General features: G+C 70.0%; 19 protein-coding genes and 1 pseudogene. 3 read left to right on the top strand and 17 right to left on the bottom strand.

Annotated elements, in window-relative coordinates:
• The 8 genes from ACWEVO_RS09115 to ACWEVO_RS09080 form a co-directional block, all read right to left on the bottom strand.
• Positions 1-518 (bottom strand): ethanolamine ammonia-lyase reactivating factor EutA (locus tag ACWEVO_RS09115; protein ID WP_452307035.1); only part of this gene is annotated, 518 nt, incomplete at its 3' end.
• Positions 519-521: 3 nt separating this feature from the next.
• Positions 522-1,733, bottom strand: coding sequence for a hypothetical protein (locus ACWEVO_RS09110; RefSeq protein WP_452307034.1), 1,212 nt, complete (start codon positions 1,731-1,733; stop codon positions 522-524).
• Between the two features lie 65 nt (positions 1,734-1,798).
• Positions 1,799-3,382, bottom strand: coding sequence for an ethanolamine ammonia-lyase reactivating factor EutA (locus ACWEVO_RS09105; protein ID WP_452307033.1), 1,584 nt, complete (start codon positions 3,380-3,382; stop codon positions 1,799-1,801).
• Positions 3,369-4,616 (bottom strand): cupin domain-containing protein, encoded by a 1,248-nt coding sequence (locus ACWEVO_RS09100; protein ID WP_357444209.1) that lies wholly within the window; start codon positions 4,614-4,616, stop codon positions 3,369-3,371. Before ACWEVO_RS09100 ends, ACWEVO_RS09105 begins: the two co-directional genes overlap by 14 nt.
• 80 nt (positions 4,617-4,696) lie before the next feature.
• Entirely contained in the window at positions 4,697-5,698 is a 1,002-nt protein-coding gene (locus tag ACWEVO_RS09095) for a hypothetical protein (protein ID WP_452307032.1), read from the bottom strand.
• 26 nt (positions 5,699-5,724) lie between these two features.
• On the bottom strand, positions 5,725-6,729 hold the full coding sequence (locus ACWEVO_RS09090) for an amidohydrolase family protein (protein WP_452307031.1): 1,005 nt from the start codon (positions 6,727-6,729) through the stop codon (positions 5,725-5,727).
• Positions 6,726-7,433, bottom strand: coding sequence for a 4-carboxy-4-hydroxy-2-oxoadipate aldolase/oxaloacetate decarboxylase (locus ACWEVO_RS09085; RefSeq protein ID WP_452307030.1), 708 nt, complete (start codon positions 7,431-7,433; stop codon positions 6,726-6,728). The genes ACWEVO_RS09090 and ACWEVO_RS09085 overlap by 4 nt, the downstream gene beginning before the upstream one ends.
• Positions 7,430-8,578: a zinc-dependent alcohol dehydrogenase gene (locus tag ACWEVO_RS09080; RefSeq protein WP_452307029.1), complete on the bottom strand. Its 1,149-nt coding sequence runs from the start codon at positions 8,576-8,578 to the stop codon at positions 7,430-7,432. The genes ACWEVO_RS09085 and ACWEVO_RS09080 overlap by 4 nt, the downstream gene beginning before the upstream one ends.
• Before the next feature lie 134 nt (positions 8,579-8,712).
• On the opposite strand from ACWEVO_RS09080, the gene ACWEVO_RS09075 reads away from it, so the two are divergent.
• Positions 8,713-9,645 (top strand): ABC transporter substrate-binding protein, encoded by a 933-nt coding sequence (locus ACWEVO_RS09075; RefSeq protein WP_452307028.1) that lies wholly within the window; start codon positions 8,713-8,715, stop codon positions 9,643-9,645.
• Between the two features lie 25 nt (positions 9,646-9,670).
• Here ACWEVO_RS09075 and ACWEVO_RS09070 read toward each other — a convergent pair whose 3' ends face one another.
• From ACWEVO_RS09070 to ACWEVO_RS09045, 6 genes are all read right to left on the bottom strand, one after another.
• On the bottom strand, positions 9,671-10,279 hold the full coding sequence (locus ACWEVO_RS09070) for a 2,3-bisphosphoglycerate-dependent phosphoglycerate mutase (protein ID WP_452307027.1): 609 nt from the start codon (positions 10,277-10,279) through the stop codon (positions 9,671-9,673).
• The gene (locus ACWEVO_RS09065; RefSeq protein WP_452307026.1) at positions 10,279-11,127 is read right to left on the bottom strand and encodes an alpha/beta fold hydrolase; all 849 of its coding nucleotides are present in this window, start codon (positions 11,125-11,127) and stop codon (positions 10,279-10,281) included. Before ACWEVO_RS09065 ends, ACWEVO_RS09070 begins: the two co-directional genes overlap by 1 nt.
• 24 nt (positions 11,128-11,151) lie before the next feature.
• Positions 11,152-11,967 (bottom strand): 3-methyl-2-oxobutanoate hydroxymethyltransferase, encoded by an 816-nt coding sequence (locus ACWEVO_RS09060; protein ID WP_452307037.1) that lies wholly within the window; start codon positions 11,965-11,967, stop codon positions 11,152-11,154.
• Positions 11,968-11,969: 2 nt separating this feature from the next.
• Positions 11,970-12,461, bottom strand: a complete 492-nt coding sequence (locus ACWEVO_RS09055; protein ID WP_452307025.1) for a hypothetical protein — start codon at positions 12,459-12,461, stop codon at positions 11,970-11,972.
• A 6-nt stretch (positions 12,462-12,467) separates the two neighbouring features.
• On the bottom strand, positions 12,468-13,748 hold the full coding sequence (locus ACWEVO_RS09050; protein WP_452307024.1) for an aromatic ring-hydroxylating dioxygenase subunit alpha: 1,281 nt from the start codon (positions 13,746-13,748) through the stop codon (positions 12,468-12,470).
• A gap of 99 nt (positions 13,749-13,847) precedes the next feature.
• A complete protein-coding gene (locus ACWEVO_RS09045) occupies positions 13,848-14,171 on the bottom strand; it encodes a 2Fe-2S iron-sulfur cluster-binding protein (protein WP_357112260.1) in 324 nt (107 codons plus the stop codon).
• Positions 14,172-14,938: 767 nt separating this feature from the next.
• Here ACWEVO_RS09045 and ACWEVO_RS09040 point away from each other — a divergent pair.
• Both ACWEVO_RS09040 and ACWEVO_RS09035 read left to right on the top strand, forming a co-directional pair.
• Entirely contained in the window at positions 14,939-15,505 is a 567-nt protein-coding gene (locus ACWEVO_RS09040; protein ID WP_452307036.1) for a transposase, read from the top strand.
• Between the two features lie 314 nt (positions 15,506-15,819).
• Positions 15,820-16,032: a hypothetical protein gene (locus ACWEVO_RS09035; RefSeq protein ID WP_452307023.1), complete on the top strand. Its 213-nt coding sequence runs from the start codon at positions 15,820-15,822 to the stop codon at positions 16,030-16,032.
• A gap of 48 nt (positions 16,033-16,080) precedes the next feature.
• Here the strand turns inward: ACWEVO_RS09035 and ACWEVO_RS09030 are convergent, their stop codons facing one another.
• From ACWEVO_RS09030 to ACWEVO_RS09020, 3 genes and pseudogenes are all read right to left on the bottom strand, one after another.
• Positions 16,081-16,413, bottom strand: coding sequence for a TfoX/Sxy family protein (locus ACWEVO_RS09030; protein WP_452307022.1), 333 nt, complete (start codon positions 16,411-16,413; stop codon positions 16,081-16,083).
• A 49-nt stretch (positions 16,414-16,462) separates the two neighbouring features.
• Complete coding sequence (locus ACWEVO_RS09025; protein ID WP_452307021.1) at positions 16,463-17,056, bottom strand: nucleotidyltransferase family protein; 594 nt, start codon at positions 17,054-17,056, stop codon at positions 16,463-16,465.
• A 143-nt stretch (positions 17,057-17,199) separates the two neighbouring features.
• Positions 17,200-18,222 (bottom strand): annotated as a pseudogene (locus tag ACWEVO_RS09020) (bifunctional 3'-5' exonuclease/DNA polymerase); the annotation flags it as partial.
• Positions 18,223-18,310 lie beyond the last annotated feature (88 nt).

The raw sequence follows: 18,310 nt of genomic DNA, 5'->3' as shown, positions 1-18,310 counted from the left end.
CCGCCGCGCTGGCCCGAGAGCCGGGTGGCTCCCGAGCCGTGCGCGGCGAGCAGGCTCTCCAGCTCGTGGCCGGCACTGGCGCAGACGAACTTGCCGGACTGGCTGGCGAAGAGCTCGTCGATCGCGCGGGCGTTGGGCCGCTTGATCGCCTCACCGGTGAGGATGACCGCGCCGCTGTCGATGTCTTTCGCGGTGAACCCGGCCGCCGCGTAGGCGTCGGCGATGAAGTGGGACAGCTCGTGCGCGTCGATCATCCCGTCCGCCCGGAACGGGGTGTGGATGATCGGCGAGGTCGACACGACCTGGCGGTCGACCACCTCGAACCTGCTCGACAGGTCGGTGCTGCGCCGTCGCAGCACCACCTTCGCGAAGAGCAGGTGGGATGTCGAGGAGCCGATGTCGATGCCGACGGTCACCAGCTCGAGGGTGTCCTGCTCCTCGATGAGCTGCTTGATGGCCGCGGCCTCGTCCTCGGTGATCCCGAGGTCGTGGTAGTGGTCGAAGTCCAGGTCGTGCACCGATCAGACCGCCGGACCGTCGAACTGTGGGTTGCGGATGACGCCGGTCAGTTCCGACTCCGGGATCGCCAGGATCGCCGGCTCGTCGAAGACGTCGCCCATCTGCGAGGGCACACCGGTCTTGGCGCACTCCTCCAGGAACTTGCGGTGGATCCGGTTGTCCTGCTCTTCGTACTCGATCTGCCGGCCGCCCTTGGAGACCGAGACCGCGCCCTGGCCCTCCGCGCTCTTGCGACGCAGTGAGATGAACGGGTAGCGCCGGCTGCCCAGGCTCATCGCGACGTAGCGGGCCGGCTGGTCACCGGTGTTGAAGTGCTGGTGGAACATCCAGAACGGCGGGGTGTACATGATGCCGTGGCGCCACGGCAGCTCGACGAAGTCGGAGTCGCCGTCGTACCAGAGCAGTGAGTAGCCGGAGCCGTCGACCGCGTGCACGTGGGTTCCGGCGGCGTGGCGGTGGGCCTTCTTGTAGCGACCGACCGGCATCTGCGAGACGTGGGAGTGCATGGTCCCGTCCGCGAGCACGAAGTTGACGTTCATGGAGCCCTTGCCGCGGCCCTCGAACTCGTAGAGCTTGAAGCTGGTGAGGTCGTTGACGAAGTTCGTCTCCCAGATGTTCTGGACCTTCACCGAGTCCTTGTTGAAGGTGTCGAGCTTGCCCTCGCCGTCGAAGTACTTCGGGTCACCGACGCGGCCGACGAAGTCGTGCTGGTTGTCGAACACGAAGTCGAGGTCGTGGTAGAGGTTGATCGTCAGCGGGGCGTCGTTGGTGACCGAGAGGCGCACCGGCTCCGAGCCCGAGCCGTTGAAGATCTGGTACCGGCAGTTGAGCGGGATCGCGAAGAGCGCCTTCGGGCCGAACTCGAACGTCCGCTGGGCGCCGCCGGGCAGCTGGACGACGACCGATCCGTGGCCGGCGAGGACGTAGAAGAACGCTTCGTACAGGTGGCGCACGACCTCGGTGTTCTTGCGGGGCTCGATCTCCAGGACGTAGTTGGCCATGAAGTCGCCCATGCCCTTGGTGTGCGCGAAGCAGCCCTTGGCGCCGTAGCGCTCCCAGCGTCCGGTCTCCAGGGTCAGCAGGTCGTGACCGAAGTCGAGGTGGATCGGGATGCCCTCGCCCTCGGCCCAGTCCTTGTACGGGTCGACCAGGTAGCCCGGCTGGGACGGGGCCTGCTCGACCTCGTGCGGCCGGGGGGCGGATGCAGTCGTCATGTGAGCCATGACCTCCTTGGGCGGTGAAATGGATTCAGGTGTGTACGTGACGCGGGCTGGCGGCGTCAGTGCGTGCCTGCGAGCGACGGGCGGTCCTCGCTTGAGGCTGCGTCACGACCCAGCGCCGCGGTGGTCGGGAACACCAGCGACTTGATCACCACTGGGACGGCACCGGTGGCGGCCAGCAGCGCGCCGATGTCGACGAAGTCGAACGCCTGCAGCCTGAGCCCGTCGATGGAGACCACCGGGACGGGCAGGTCGAGCTCCTCGTCGAGGTGGATGCCGATCAGTCCGCCGACGTCGCCGTCGCCGATTAGCACCAGCGGCTGGCCGTCGGCCGTCCACTCGACCATGCCGGCGACGACACCCCGGCAGAAGGCGTCGAGCCGCCCGAAGGTGGCCGACCCCTCCCAGCGGTAGCACAGGGCGACCGGCTGGTCCTTCGGCATCGCGTCGAAGTGCTTGAGCTCGTCGCGGACCGTCGCCGCGATGAGGTCGGCGTCCAGCTCGTCCGCGCTCAGCGGCAACTGCGGCATGAGCACCGGGACGTTGCGCAGCGGCAGCAGCGAGGTGGGCTCCACGAAGATCGTGGTGCCGCTCACCTGCACGGTGTACTGCGAGGCGCCGACGACGGTGGCACGGATGCCCTGCTCGGCGGCCTGCAGCTCCGGGCCCCAGCCGTCCACACGCCGGCGGATCGCCTCGGCCAGTCGGGGGCCGAGGTCGCCGTGGTCGCTGGTGTCGCGCCCGTAGACGTACTCCGCGACACCGCCTGAGAACGAGATCGCGTCCGGGTCCGGACCGGCCGGAAGCGGGTCCAGGCGCAGCAGCTCGGCCGTCGCCGCGGCCGGCGTACCGCTCTGCATGGCGGCGTACAGGTGGTCGGCCATCACATCGACGAGCCGCGACAGACCGTCGCGGTCGGGGACCTCGCCGATCGCCAGGGCGAGGTCGGCCTCGGCTGCGAGACGACGGCCCGCCTCCTCGATCCGGGTGACCCTGCCTTCCGCGTCGAACGCGACGATGCGCGCCCCGACGTCGATCGCGGTGAGTGCCTCGACCTCGCCGTCGTGGCACACGGCGATCTTCGACGTGCCACCACCGATGTCGATGTTCATCGTGCGGTTGCCGTTGCGCTCGGATCTCTTCACGGCACCGGACCCGAAGGCCGAGAGCTGCGTCTCCAGCGCGTCGCCTGCGCTCACCGAGACGAACTTGCCGGCGAGCTGCGAGAACACGTCGGCGATGACGCGCGAGTTGGTACGCCGCACCGCGACGCCGGTCATGATCAGCGCGCCGGTGTCGATCTGCTCCGGCTGCACGCCCGCCAGGGCGTACTGCTGGTCGAAGAACTCCCGGAGGGCGTCACCGTCGAGGGTGTCCCCTCCGGCGTCGCCCGTGCTGTAGGGCGTGAGCAGGACCGCCGACTCGTGGGTCACCTCGCGCGAGATGACCTGGTAGCGGTTGTCCCGTCGCTCCAGCACGATCTGCGACAGCACCATGTGCGTCGTGGACGAGCCGATGTCGACGCCGACGCTGACGAGGCGGACCTGGTCGTCCTCCAGGATCAGACTGCGGCCGCTGCTGGTGAAGATCCGGCCGCCGGCGTGGTCGAGCGGCGTGGACTCGGCCGGGTCACTGAATCCCATCGGCCATCTGCCGCTTCTCGTAGTCCCACTCGATCCCGGCGGGCTTCTCGTACCAGGTCGGGTCCATCCGCAGCTCGACGCCGTTCTCCTTTAGGAGCGCCTCGTACTCCTCGCGGACGTGCGGGTCCTCCTGCCAGTACGCGATCGCGGTGCCGCCCTCGTGCAGCTCCCGGGCCGTGTAGTCGGTGTGCTTGCTGCCGGGCGCGCCCGGGTCGCGACCCGGGTTGTGCGGACCGAACCAGGCGCTGAGGCGGAACGGCTCCTTTGAGACCGAGAAGTGCTGGTGGTACCAGCGCTGACCGCCCGGAGCGGCGGTGATGAAGCCGAACTGCTCGTAGTCCAGGCGCTGGACCTGGTCGCCGTTGCCGTCGGCCCACGGGGTCGGGCCGAGGTGCTCGGGCCAGGTGTGCGTGTAGCCCTTCCCCTTGAGGCAGATCAGGATCGCCGCGGAGGTGTGCGCGTGGGCCTTCGAGTAGCGGCCGTTCTCGTGCTGGGCGATCCAGTAGTAGAACTGGTTGTTGGTCATCATCGGCTCGACCCGGCGGTAGCCGGGCGACCGACGGTTGTCCAGGGGCAGGTCGCAGTTGACGACGTCGGGGATGAAGTTGGTACGCCGCATGGCGAGGCCGCGGACAGGGTCCGGCTCGACTTCCTCGCGGTACTTGTAGAAGTCGTCGGCACCGCTGAAGCGGTCACGGAAGATGAAGTCGTTGTTGAAGACGGCCTCGACGTTGTTGAGCTGGTTCAGCACGTTGGGGGCGGTGTTGCCGGCCATCAGCACGGCGGGCTTCGAGGTCGCGTTGACGATCCGGAACCAGGCGTTCATCGGGATCGAGAACATTGAGCCCTTCTGCCACTCGAAGACGTGCTTGTTGACGTCTCCCTCCTGCCAGACCTCGCAGGTGCCCCGCCCCTCGACGGCGAGGTAGATCTCCTCGAACATGTGCTTCTCGGGGTTGAGCGCGCCGCCGGCGGGGACCTCGACCACGAAGTGTCCCCACTTGGTCTCGGTGCCGTAGGTCTGGATGTAGCTGCCGCGGCCGCCCTTGCGCTCCCAGTCCTGCAGCGGCAGGTCGAGGACGGTGCGAACACCGAGCCCACGCCACACCGGAACGCCTTCGGACTCCATGAACGAGTCGTACGGCGTCGGCTGCTTCTTGAAGTCGCCGAACCCGGCCCGAGCGTGCCCCGTCGGCTCCCGCCAGACCTTCGCCGTCGTCTCGTCATCGGACATCAGTGAGCCTCCCGTGGGGTAGCGTGTCGCGGTATGGTCCAAAGGTTAGACCAAGCGGTAGGGAGTGGCAACCGTCACCCTCAGATGACGAAGCTCTCCAGGGTCTCCGGGGCGAACAGGTCCTCCGGCCGCAACGGCTTCGGCGAGAGGCCCTGGGCGTGGTGATGGCCGAGGAACGACTCGAGCACGTGCCGGTTGGGCTCCAGCCCGTAGGACCACAGGTCGTCGCCGAGCAGCGCCCGGTCGGCCTCGGCGTGCTGGATGAGCCAGGGCGACATGAAACGCAGCGCGGAGGAGTCCAGGAACGCCTCGTAGGCCAGGCCCTTGGCCCGAGTGAACGCCTGGTGGAGCGACTGGGCGATCCAGCGGTCCGCCTCGTAGACATCCCGTCGGATGGCGACCACGTGCATGATCGGGAAGATCCCGGTGCGGGCGTAGTACGCCTTCTCGGCCGCGACGGGGTCGGCGAACAGGCGACGTACCCGACCGTCGTCGGCATAGAACGAGCTCGGGATCCGCGGACCGTAGAACGCGTCGATCTCGCCGGTGTGCAGCATCTCGGCGAGCGTGCGGTCCGCCGGGATAGCACGGACGTCGAAGGGCACGTCGCTGGCGCCCTTCTCGACCCGACCGGGGGTCTCCTGACCACCGGTCAGGTAGCTGACCGAGTCGACCGGCACGCCGTGCTCGTCGGCGAGGATGCCGCGGATCCAGACGTTCGCGGTCAGCTGGAACTCGGCGTTGCCGACCCGCTTGCCGCGCAGGTCGCCGGGCTGCTCGATGCCGCTGTCGGCGTTGACGAAGATCCCGCCGTGCCGGAACATCCGCGAGGTGAAGACCGGGATCGCCACGAACGGCGACGGCTCACCGGCCGCGACAGCACGGCTCAGCGCGGCCGAGTACGAGGACAGCGACATCTCGGCCACGTCGAACTCGCGGTGCCGCACCATCCGGAAGAAGGTCTCCTCCACCGGCAGCCGCAGGTAGGTGAGGTCGATGCCGTCGGGACGCACCGAGCCCTCCCACAGCGCGCGCGTGCGGTCGTAGTCGCCGCAGGCGAGCGTCACCGGATGGCGTCGCATCGGCAGCTCCTCCTCGTCGGCAGCGGTCAGCGGCCCAGCCGCGCGGCCAGACCCGGGTAGACCCGCAGCGCATTCTCACTCATGACCTTCGCGCGGTCCGCATCACTCAGCGACGCCGCCTCGAGGTAGCGCAACGTGTCGTCCCACTCGATGCCGGTCGCCGGGTCGGCGCCTCGCACCGCACCCAGCATCTCCGAGGCGAAGAGCACGTTGTCGGCCGGGACGACGTCGAGCAGGAGGTCGATGCCCGGCTGGTGGTACACGGCGGTGTCGAGGAAGACGTTGCGCCACAGGTCAGCCGGGTCCTGCCAGCCGTTGCGCATCGCCAGACCGCGGAAGCGGCCCCAGTGATAGGGCACCGCGCCCCCACCGTGCGGGATGACCAGGCGTAGCGCCGGGAACCGCTCGAAGAGGTCGGACTGGAGCAGCTGCACGAAGACGCTGACGTCGGCGTTGAGGTAATGCGCACCCAGCGTGTGGAAGTTGGGGTTGCACGCCGTGGAGACGTGGACCATCGCCGGAGCGTCGAGCTCCTCGAGCGCCTCGTACACGGGGAACCACGACTCATCGGTGATCGGCTTGCCGGCCCAGGTGCCCGAGGGGTCGGGGTTGAGGTTGACCCCCACGAAGCCGAGCTCGTCGACGGTGCGGCGGATCTCGGTGACGACGCCGTCGATGTTGCCCGCCGGCGTCTGCGGCAGCTGGGCCACCGGCGCGAACGTCGTCGGGTAGAGCTCGGCGATGCGGTGCACCAGGTCGTTGGACGCGCGCGCCCATGCGGTGGCGGTGTCGGCATCGGCTACGTGGTGCTCCATGCCGGACGCCTTCGGCGAGAAGATCATGACGTCGCCGCCCCGCTCTCGCAGCACCCGGAGCTGGTTGGCCTCGACGCTCTCGCGCAGGTCGTCGTCGCTGATCGGCGACATCAGCGGAGGGAAGCCACCGGATGCGAGGGCTGCCAGCTGGGCGTCGCGGAACGCCTGGAGCTGGCGGGGCGCGGTCGTGTAGTGCCCGTGGATGTCGATGATCACGAGGCGGTCTCCTTGACCCAGTCGGCGTAGTCGACGTAGCGCGCACCGGCTCTCTCGAGCAGCGGGCGCATGTTGTTGACGTCGAGCGCGATCTCACCGGCCTCGTACCGTGACCGCGCGAGCGCCTCCTTCTCCTCGCGCGCGCGGGATGCGGCGAGGACCTCCGCAGCCCGGAGCCGGGCGACCACCACGACTCCGTCGTCGTCGGCGACGATCACGTCACCGGGCGAGACGATCCGTCCGGCGATGCTGATGGGGACGTTGACGTCACCGAGCGTCCCCTTGACGGTGCCCTCGGCGGAGACCGCCTTGGACCACACCGGGAAGCCCATCTCGTTGAGGTCCGCCACGTCGCGGACGCCGGCCTCGATGATCAGCCCACGTACTCCTCGCGCCTTGAGCGAGGTGGCGAGCAGGTCTCCGAAGTAGCCCATGTCGCAGGGAGCCGTCGGCGAGACGACGAGGACGTCGCCTTCGCCGCACTGCTCGACGGCGACCCCGATCATCGTGTTGTCGCCAGGAGCGACCGTCGCAGTGACCGCGTTGCCGGAGATGCGGACCCCCCGCTGGACCGGATTGATGTGCGAGCCGAGCAGGCCGGAGCGACCCTGCGCCTCGTGCACCGTGGCGACGCCGAAGCCGCCCAGCGCGTCCGCCACCGCGCGGTCGGCGCGGGGCGGGTTGGTGACGATGAGGCCGCTCAACGGACGGCTCCGCCGGGCTGGCCGATCAGGGCGGGCATCATCGAGACGTGGATGGCGTCCTCCTCGGTCTCGCCGGCGAGCACCCGGATGGCGTGGTCGACCTGGTCGATGCCGTAGCGGTGCGTGGCCAGCTTCTCCAGGGGGAAGCGGTGGGAGGCCAGCTGCGCGACGGCGAGCTCGCACGCGTTGAACGAGTGGCCGCGCGCGGACTTGATCGTGATCGCCTTCTCGGTGATCTTCTTGACCGGGAAGTCGGGGAACGCCGCGAGCTCACCCTGGATGAGCAAGGTGCCCCCACGTCGCTTGAGCACGTCGACGCCGAGCAGCACGGGAGCCGTGCCCGCGCGGGAAGTGCAGTCGAGCACATAGTCGAGACCGCGACCGCCGGTGAGGTCCATGACCTTCTCCCGCGGGTCCTCGGTCATCACGTCGATGACGGCGTCGGCGCCGAGCTCCATGGCCAGCTCGAAGCGAGCCTTGTCGCGCGTGGTGCCGGAGACGATGACCTGGGCGGCACCGGCCGTCTTGGCGGCGACGAGCTGGGCGAGGCCCTGCTGACCGGGGCCCTGGATCAAGACGGTGTCGTTGTAGCCGACGCCGGCGGTGAGCAGCGCCCACTCGATGCCGTTGGACAGCGGCATCACCAGGCCGGCCTCTTCGGCGGTGATGCTGTCCGGGATCTTGTGGAGGACAGCGTTCCAGGGCAGGTACATGTACTCCGAGAAGCCGCCCCACAGGGTCCCCTCGAAGCCGGTCGAGGTGTAGCCGAAGCGGCGCGCGTCCGGGTTCGTGCGCCAGTCGGTGGCCTCGCAGTGGCGGTACTCGCCGATGCGGCACCATTCGCAGTTGAAGCACGCGACGTAATGCTCGACGAAGACGCGGTCGCCCTCCTGCAGGCCGTGACGCTCCTTGAACCTCCCGCCGGCCTCGGCGATCACGCCGACGTTCTCGTGACCCATGATGACCTCCCCCTGAGTCGCGGGGCTGGTCGGCGGGGTGGAGTAGAGCTTGACGTCCGTGCCGCAGATGCCGGCGACCTCCACCTCGAGCAGAGCAGACTCGGCGTCGATTCGCGGCCTGTCGAACTCGCGCATCTCGGTCGTGCCGGGTGCGGTCCGGACCGCCGCGAGCACCTTGTCGGTCATCGATTCTCCCTCGCTGCAAACCGTCATTGGCAGAATGGTCTGACCAGAATATCATCGGGCCGTGAGGCGGGTCACTGACTCATCTCCGACGGCCCACCTGCCCGAGATCCGCTGCGCCGCCCGCGAGGAGCCCCATGCCCGAGCTGCTGACCCTGACCCGCCCGCAGGGCGCCAACCGAGCCCTTGTCGATGGTGAGATCGGCCTTCCGGGCTACTCGTTGGCGTTCGCCGACGAGCCGGTGCTGGTCAAGGGCTTCCGCAAGATGGTCCGCGGTCTCGAGTACGACATCGCCGAGATGGCGCTCACGACGTACCTGACCGCCAAGGAGCACGGCGCCGCCTTCACCGCCCTCCCGGTCTTCCTCGTCCGCGGCTTCCACCACGGCAAGACCCAGGTGCTGCGCGACGGCTCGATCAGCACGCCGAAGGGTCTGGCCGGGGCCCGGGTCGGCGTCAACCGGGGCTACACCGTGACCGCAGGCGTCTGGGCGCGTGCGGCGCTCGCCGAGCACGGGCTCGACCTCGACTCGGTCACCTGGATGCTCTCCGGCGACGAGCACGTGGCGACGTACGTCCCTCCGACGAACGTCGTTCCCGCGCCCGAGGGCCGCTCGCTCGAGGAGATGCTGCTCGCCGGTGAGCTGGACGCGGTCGTCAACGCCGGGATCGAGCACCCCGACGTCGTGCCGCTCATCCCGGAGCCGACCGAGGCGGGGATGAGGATGCTTCTCGAGCGCGGGATCTTCCCGATCAACCACCTCGTGGTCGTGAAGGACTCGCTGCTCGCGGAGGACCCCGACCTCTCGGTCGCGCTCTTCGAGGCGTTCGCGGAGGCGAAGCGTCGCTACGTGCAGAAGCTGGGTCGCGGCCTCGTGGAGAGCAAGGACGACCGGCTGCTCGGCCGGATCCTGGCCGAGACAGGGGCGGACCCGCTCCCCTACGGGCTCGAGGCGAACCGAAAGGTGCTCACCGAGCTGCTCGAGCATGCCCGAGCCCAGCACATCCTGACCGGCTCCCTCGCACTGGAGGACGTCTTCGTCGCCAACACGCTGCGCCTGCACGACTGACAGTCGTCAACCCGTCCGGGACAGGTCAGCAGACCCGGCGCAGGCCGCTGCCGACCTCATAGACGCGCGCGCTCCCGGTCGGCACCACGAGCGCCGAGGCGTCGTCGTCGCTGAGGCCTTCGAGCAGCTGGGCGAGCATGCGGAGCGTGTTGCCGTGCGAGACGACCAGGACGGTGTGGCCCGCGTCGAGGGCGGGGAACAGCTCGTCGTCGACGTACGGTCGCAAGCGCTCGCGTACGTCGGACAGGCTCTCGGCCCTGCCGTCGGCGTCGACGGGCGGCCGGGCGTCGACGCCACGCCGCCAGCGGGCGACGCGAGCGGCGCCGTAGCGCTCGGCGGCCTCGGCGCGCGGCATCCCCTGCAGGGCGCCGTAGTGGCGTTCGTTGAGCCGCGCGGTGCGCAGGACCGGAGCATCGGGAACCCCGCACGCGTCCAGGATGAGGTCCGCGGAGTCGCGTGCGCGAGCGAGCAACGACGTGTGCGTGACGTTCGGCGAGATCCCGTTCGCGCGCAGCCGGACGCCGGTCGAGCGGGCCTCTTCTCGGCCGGCCTCGGTGAGCGCGACGTCGGCCCAGCCCGCGAACCGGTCGGCCGCGTTCCACGCGCTCTCACCGTGGCGGGCCAGGACGAGCATCAGTGCCGCCCGAGGAAGTCCAGCACCCGCCGCTGGGACAACTCCGGGGTCTGCTCGGCGACCGGCACGTCCCAGTACTCGTTGTCGGGCAGGCACTCCTGCAGATAGCGCGCAGCGGAGCGGGTGTGGGAGAGATCCTCACCCGGGACGATGAGCGCTGGGACGTCGAGGACCTGCAGGTCCTCGGGCTCGGGGCCGGGCACGGTGTCGCGGTCGAAGAGGAGCCGAGCCGTTCCGCTGACGATGGTGGCGTAGCGGCTGGCATCGCGCCCGGCATAGCTTGCCGCGAAGGCGTCATCGGTGCGCAGCGCCGCCGCCCACGGGCCGACCCGTGGATCCTTGCTGAAGCCGGCGCCCGTCGAGCGGGCCAGCTCGACGACGGCCTGCAACCCGTGTTGCGCGACGAAGCCGAGGTGCTGGGTGAAGCGGCGCTGTTGAGCGGCGCGGTAGGTCACCCCACCGGCCGGGGAGAACAGGACCATCGAGCGCACGCGCTGCGGGTGGGCGACCGCGAGCAGGGCGGCGGTCGAGCAGCCGACACAGCCGCCCATTGCGTGGGCGTCCTGGATGCCGAGGTGGTCGAGCAGGGCGACGGCCTGGGCGACGTACTTGTCCCAGGACAGCCGTTCGAGCCGGCCACCCGACCGCCCGGACTCGCGCCGGTCGAAGACGATGCAGGTGTAGCTCTGCGAGAGGGCGGGGATGAAGCCGAGATCCTTGTACCGGCCGAACGTCGTCCAGTTCTCGAGGCTCGAGTCGAACCCGCCGGGGCTGAACATGAGAACAGCCGGCCCGCTGCCGATGCTCTCGTAACGGGTGGGGATGCCGTCGAGGTCGACGATGGGCACGGCTGCTCCTCTGTGACTGGCGCTCTACTTCTGTCCGCGGAGCTTCCGGGCGCCGCGGATGTCGGAGGCGCACTCGACGAGCGCGTCGTAGGCCACCTTCGCGACGTTGGCGTAGGTGTCGGGCTCCTTGTCGACGTTGCCCGCGTCGTAGCCGATCGCGGCCGTGACCATGCGGATCCGGCCGTCCAGCCAGGGGCCGCCGCCGAAGCCGCCGAGCACCGGGATGTCCACGGCATCGACCACCGCCGGGCCGACGACCGGACCGGAGTTGGTAAAGTTGAGCGCAACGGCGCCGGCCGCCTCGAGCCGTTTGGCCTCGGTGACGAGCTCCTCCAGCATCTCGTCCGGGACCTGGGCGCTGCTGGCGGCGGAGTACTCGATGCCGTACTTCAGCGACGTCTGGGGCGTGATGCCGAACTGCGGGAAGACCGGGATGCCCGCACGCGTGATCGCCTCGACTGCCTCGGGGTGCTGCGAAGCGCCGTCGAGCTTCACCAGGTCGACACCGGCCTCCTTCACCAGTCGGACGGCGGCCCTGACTGCGGTCGCAGTGCCCTCCTGGAGCGGCCCGAACGGGAAGTCGGCACTGAGCAGGGCTCTCTGCACCCCGCGGCGCACTGCCTTGGCGACGACCAGCAGCTCGTCCAGCGTGATCTCGAGCGGGCGGGCCTGGCCCCACAGGTTCACCCCGACCGTGTCGCCGACCGAGACGATGTCAGCGCCGGCGCGGTCGGCCAGCTGCGCCATCTGGTAGTCCCAGGCGACGAAGCAGACACTCTTCTCACCCGCGGCCTTCATCGCCCGGAGCGACGGAACGGTGACCTTCGGCGTCGTCCCCATGCTCATGCCCGGGTCGCTCGGAGCAGCTCGACGAGGTCGTCCTCCTCGGCCGGGACCAGCAGGATCCGGGCGTGGGGACGGAGGTGGAAGAGCGCCTCGCTGGTGAGGGCACCGGGTGTGACGACCAGGCCGGCCGTCATGATGCCGCGGACCTTGCAGGCGGCACCGATCGTGCCGACGGCCTCAGCGTTGGAGCCGTCCACCGACACCAGGACGACGCTGTTGCTGCCATCGAGCGCATCGGCCAGCTCGACCGACTCTCCGGCTGTGGTGACGAGAGTCAGCCCCGGGTCGGTGACGCTGTAGAACCGGGCCTGGCCCCACTCCATCGAGGCCGTGCGACGCACGATCTCCTCGGCTGCGGGGTCGAGCGCGATGACCCTCGTGTTGCGTGTCGCCGCGAGCGGGTAGTCGATGCGGAACGCCGCCTCCTTGGCGGTGGTGGCCTCGGCGCAGGCGCTGACGCCAGCCGGGATCGAGAGCTGTTCGGCCACGGTGACTCAGACCGTGGTCTGGGGGACGCCCGGCTTGGCGATCATGGCCTCGCCGATCCCCTCGACGAAGGACTGGTCGGCGGGCAGCACGATGGCGACCGAGCGCACCTTCTGGTCCTGGGGCCGGTTCCCGACCGGCTCGGTGCCTTCCTGCAGCGCCAGCGCGGCCTTACGGAGCTTCTGACGGGCCTTGATGATGCCGGCGTCGGTGGCGACGAGGCGCTCCTTGGTCCGGTCGACGATCGGACCCATGGATTCCTGGAGCGAGGAGTCCTGCAGCGCGATGCCCTCGATGCCCGAGTACGTCTCCCCGCGGCGCTGGGCCTCCCGGTCCATCAGGTAGTCGTTGTCCTTGTTGGCGATCGGGCGGTAGGCCGCGTCGTTGGCGCTGTGGACACCCTTGCCGGCCCGCATGGCGGCAACCTCGGTCCCGGTGAGCTCGCGGGTCGGGTGGTAGTCGAAGCTGTAGGCCCAGCAGTTCTCGTCGTCGATCGGCACCCAGAAGTGGCCGTGAACCGGGTGGTCGCCGCGCGGAGGCACCATGGTGAAGTTCGGAAGCACCCACGGCGTCACGCGCCAGTAGTAGTGCCCTTCCTCGGCGTTGCGGCGGGCGCCGATGAGCAGGCCACCCTCGGAGTCGACGACCTCGAAGAACGGCTTGAGGTCACCCCTGTTGTACTCGTTGCCCTTCGACCCCTGGAAGAGCGGGTCGCTCTCCAGGTTTCCGCTGTGCAGGAACGTGACGTGGCTGGAGTCGATGCCGCCCTCTAGCGCCTGGAGCCAGTTGCACTCCTGGAGACGCTTGGACGTGAACGCCTGTCCGTCCGGGACCGTGTAGGCCTCCCACTCCGGCAGCGGGGGCTGCTTCGCGGGGTCCCCGAGGTAGGCCCAGAGCACGTCACCGCGCTTCACCATCGGGTACGACTTCAGCTTCACGTTGGCGCAGAAGTTGCTGGTCTCCGGCTCGCTGGGGACCTCGATCGCCTGACCGGTGTAGTCGTACTTCCAGCCGTGGTAGGGGCAACGCAGCCCGCCCTGCTCGTTGCGTCCGAACCACAGGGAGACGCCGCGGTGTGCGCAGAACTCGTCCATCAGCCCGTAGTTGCCGTCGGAGTCGCGGATGGCGACGAGCCGCTCCGAGAGGATCTTCACCCGCACCGGCGGGCAGTCGTTTTCCGGCAGCTCCTCGGCCAGGAGCACGGGCTGCCAGTAGCGACGGAAGAGCTCACCCATCGGCGTACCGGGGCCCGTCTGGGTGAGGAGTTCGTTGATCTCGGTGCGAAGCATCGTGGGTTCCTTCCGGTCTGACGTTTAACTATCAGACCATTAGACAGAAGACAATGGGCGCGAGCCCGCCGAACAAGGGGCGCTAAAAGACGGCGGGAGTCAGGGCTGAGTGGGCGGAACGTCGACCGTCAGGCCGTCCAGGTCCTCGGTGAGCTCGATCTGGCAGCCGAGCCGACTGCAGTCGCGTCGGTCCTCGACGCCCAGGTCGAGCAGGTCGTCCTCGAGGTCACCGGGCCCGCCGACGGTGGCCGTGAACTCGTCGCGGACCCAGACATGGCACGTGGCGCAGGAGTTGTTGCCTCCGCACTCGCCGATGATGCCGGGCACTCCGTTGCGGAGGGCCGCGCTCATGACGTTCTCACCGACCGCCGCATCGACGATCCGCGTGTCGCCGCCACTGCCCACGTACACGACCTTCGGCACCCGAAAGCTCCTTCTCGACACCCAATGGCCTAACCATTCTACCGAGGATGCGACCTGCGTCAACCGCCACGTGCTCATCGAGTCGAAACGGCCTGGCCAGCGCGCGCGGGTGGTTCGGTGTCGGTCTGTCGGGTCATCGCCGGGGGCGCCACGACGCCGTCATGCAGCGGCCTCGGCTCGGATTTGCCGACGTCGGCACGTCGCGCGGGACAGACCTCGGCAATTCAGAGTGATTCGCGCGCATCGAGGTCGATGAGGGAAAGGTACAGCCGACCTGCAAGGATGTGGTTGCCTAGAACCTATCCACAATGGAATCGGGTGCACCTTTCTGGTGAGCAAGCGTAGCGGATGGGACGAGCGGCTATCAGTAGCCGCCGGTAGGGAGGGCTGGTCGGTCACGCTGGCACGGTTCTGCTGCGGCGGTGCGCAGACCGGACCGGGTTGACCAGGGCGTTGAGCGCGGTCGCGCCGAAGGGTAAGGGGCCGGGCTGGTGGGACCGGGGCGCGGTCCTCGTGTCCGTGGCGGTGTCGATCGTGCTCGGCGCGACCAGCATGTCCGATATCAACCGCCCATCAGGTCGGCGTGTTCGGTGACCCGCCGTCGGACTCCACCGTCCGCCGCACCCTTGACGGGGCTCGACGCGGCAACGCTGACCCGGATCGCCAAGGCCCGCGCGAAGGTCCGCCGCCGGGTGTGGGACCTACTTGCCAAGCGCCCGAGCGGGTTCCCGTGGCTGTGCGTGGCGGGCAAGCTGTTGACCGGATGAATCGTCATCGACCTGGACGCCACCTTGATCACCGCGCACAGCGACAAGCAAGGCGCGGCGGCGACGTTCAAGAAGGGCTTCGGCTTCCACCCCGTGGGGGCGTGGTGCGCCAACACGATGGAGTCCCTGGCGATGCTGCTGCGGCCGGGCAACGCCGGCTCGAACACGGTCGCCGACCTTATCCGGGTGTTGGGTGAGGCCCTCGCGCAGGTCCCGCTGCACTACCGCCACAAGATCCTCATCCGGGTCGACGGGGCCGGGGCCACCCACGAACTGCTGGAACACCTGCAACAGATGAACACTGCCTGGCGCACGGTGCGGTTCACCCTCGGGTGGACGATCACCGACACTGACGAGGCCGCGATCGCCGACCTGCCCGCCACCGCCTGGAGCGACTCGCTCGACCAGGACGGCGCCGCCACCGCCACCGCCCAGGTGGCCGAACTGACCGGCCTGAACACCCGAGCCGAGCGTTGGATCGACGGACTGCGGCTGCTGGTGCGGCGGACCAAACCGTCACGGCGGCACCGCAACCGGCTGACCGCCTTCGAGCGGCGTACCGGCTGACGGTACGCCATCGTCGCCACCAACATCACCCGCATGCGCGGTATCCCCGGCTCCACCAGCCGCAGTGGCTGGACTGTCTGCACCGCGCGCACGCCACTGTGGAGGACCGGGTCCGCACCAACAAGGCAATGGGCTGCGCAACCTGCCGTCGCAGTCCTGGACGGTCAACCGCGGCTGGGTCCTCGCCTGCAACCTCGCCACCGATCTGCACACCTAACTGCGCCTGCTGGGGCGTACTGCAACCTTCGGTAAGAACCGACACCGCACTCGGCGCCCGGCCGAAGCCGGCCGCGACCGCCGAGACCGCGGTACGGATGGGCCGGTTGCTCGGTTGCCCGGTCGTCCTGCCGCGCGGGCTGGCGCTCTCCTACGCCGCGCCGGACGAGCAGGTATCGCCCGTGGCGGTGCCGAGCCGGTTCACCCTGTTCCTGGTCACCCGCCGGCCCCCACCGCCCACGCTCGCGGCCGTGGCCGACGCGCTGGCCGCCCGGCTCGGCCTCGAGCCGCCGTCCGGTGGCCGGCCGTGATGGTCTCCCACGCCGGTCCAACCCGGCGATCATGCGCCGGCCGCTGCCTCACTTCGCCGGCAGTGTTCCGGCGTAGCTGAGGCCGCGCTCGACCCACCGGGCCAGGTCGGCGTCCGAGGTGCAGGCCACCGGATCCACCGTGATCCAGCCACGCATCGGGCGCCCGCGCATCACCGTCGGCTGCGCGCCGGGTTCCGCCTGGGCCCGCTCGGACTCGGCGGGGTGGAGGCGGACCATCAGGCCGCCGGCACCGCGGACGACGACCGCCATGTTGCCGTTCACCATGATCGCCAGGCCGCCGAACATGCGCCTCTCGGCGATCCCGGGCGCGCGCCCGGCCACTTCCCGCACCCGGTTGGCGAGGTCCTCGTCGTACGGCATGTCGACATGGTGGCACGCGAGGCCGCCCGACCCCTGCCACGGGAGCCGGTCAGGCGCCGATGCGCTGCTCCGGGATGCTCAGGCCGTAGAGGGCCATCAGCTCCGGGCTGTCGATGCGGCTGCCGTCGGCGATGGAGTCGCAGGAGATGTCGACGATCTGGTCCTTGTGCGCCAACAGGTACGGCCGGGCGCCGACGTCGGCGCTGGCCAGGGTCGCGATGCCGGACCAGTGCCGGCGTCCGAACAGCATCGGGTAGCCGCGCAGCCCGTCGTAGGTGGCGCAGACCAGCACGTCCGGGTACGGCAGGGCGGCGACCCGGCGGACCGCGGCGGCGGTGAGGCCGGGCATGTCGACGGGCACCACGACGACGGCTTCGACGCCCTCGTCGGTCAGTGCGGCCAGGCCGGCCCGGATCGAGGAGCCCACGCCGGTGCCCCAGGCCCGGTTGACCACCACGGTGGCCTTGGTCAGGTCGGTGGTCTGGCGGACCTGCTCGGCCGCGGCGCCCAGCACGACCACGATCTGCTCGCAGCCGGCGTCGCCCATCGTGTCGATCATCCGGCGCACCAGCGGCTTTTCGCCCTGGTGCAGCAGCGCTTCGGGTCCGCCGATGCGGCGGCCTCCACCAGCGGCGATGATCATTCCTGCGATCCGGTTCAGCTGTGCCCCCTCGACCAGGGGGACGGACCGGGCGCAGCCGCGTCCGGTCCGTCCCGTCGTACGCACAACGGACCCAACGAGCGCCCCCGCGAGCGGGTAGCGGGGCAAATCGGAGAATTGGCCGGCTATGCGGCGTCGGCGTAGCAGTCGACGATGGACAGGTCCAGCGGGAACCGCACCGGCGTGTCGCCGAAGAGCAGCGCGGTGGCCCGGGCGCCGGCGTCGGTGACCGCCGCCGCGACCGCCTCGGCCCGCTCCGCCGGGCAGTGCACCATCACCTCGTCGTGCTGGAAGAAGACCAGCTCCGCTCCGGTGCCGGCCAGCTCCGTGCGGAGCGTGGCCAGCAGCGTGGAGGCCCACTCGGCGGCGGTGGCCTGGATGACGAAGTTGCGGGTGAACCGGCCCCGCGAGCGGGCCGCCCGGGCGCGCGGCCCCTGCGGGTCGGTGCCGGCCTCCGGATCCGCGCCCTCCCCGTCGGCGAAGCCCATCGACCCCGGCGGGCAGGTACGCCCCAGCCATGACCGCACCAGCCCGCCCGCCTCGCCGGTGCGGGCGGCCGCCTCGACGTACCCGAACGCGGTCGGGTAGTTCCGCTTCAGCACCGCAAGGGCGGGCAGGGCCGCGCCGCCGGTCTGCCCGTACATGGCGCCGAGCAGGGCCACCTTGGCCCGGGGCCGGTCACCGGCGAAGGCGTCCCGGGCGAGGGCGGCGTAGAGGTCGCCGGCGCCGCCGGCCGCGGCCAGCCGCTCGTCCCCGGAGACCGCGGCGAGCACCCGCGGCTCGAGCTGACCGGCGTCGGCCACCACGAACGTCCACCCCGGGTCGGCCACCACCGCACGTCGGATCACCTTGGGGATCTGCAGGGCACCGCCGCCCCGGGTGGCCCAGCGGCCGGAGACCACGCCGCCCGGGACGTACTCGGGGTGGAAGCGACCGGCCGACACCCAGGCGTCGCGCCAGGCCCAGCCGTGCGCCGTCCAGATCCGGTAGAGCTCCTTGTATTCCAGGACCAGCGGCACCGCCGGGTGCTCCACTCCGCGCAGCACCCACGCCCGGGTGTTCGGCAGCTCCACCCCCGCCCGGGCGAACGCCTTGAGCAGCTCCGCCGGGGAGTCGGCGTGCAGTTGGCGGACGCCGAACGCCGCGGCTCACCGTGACCGCGACGGCCAGGCCGAACTTCACCAGGGCCCACCGCGTCCGGCCGACGCCCTGCGTCCAGGCGAACCGGTGCGTGCC

It is taken from the genome of Micromonospora sp. NPDC003776, from assembly GCF_053605645.1.
The sequence above is the reverse complement of the archived record's forward strand: the minus strand, read 5'-3'. Positions and strand labels throughout refer to the sequence as shown.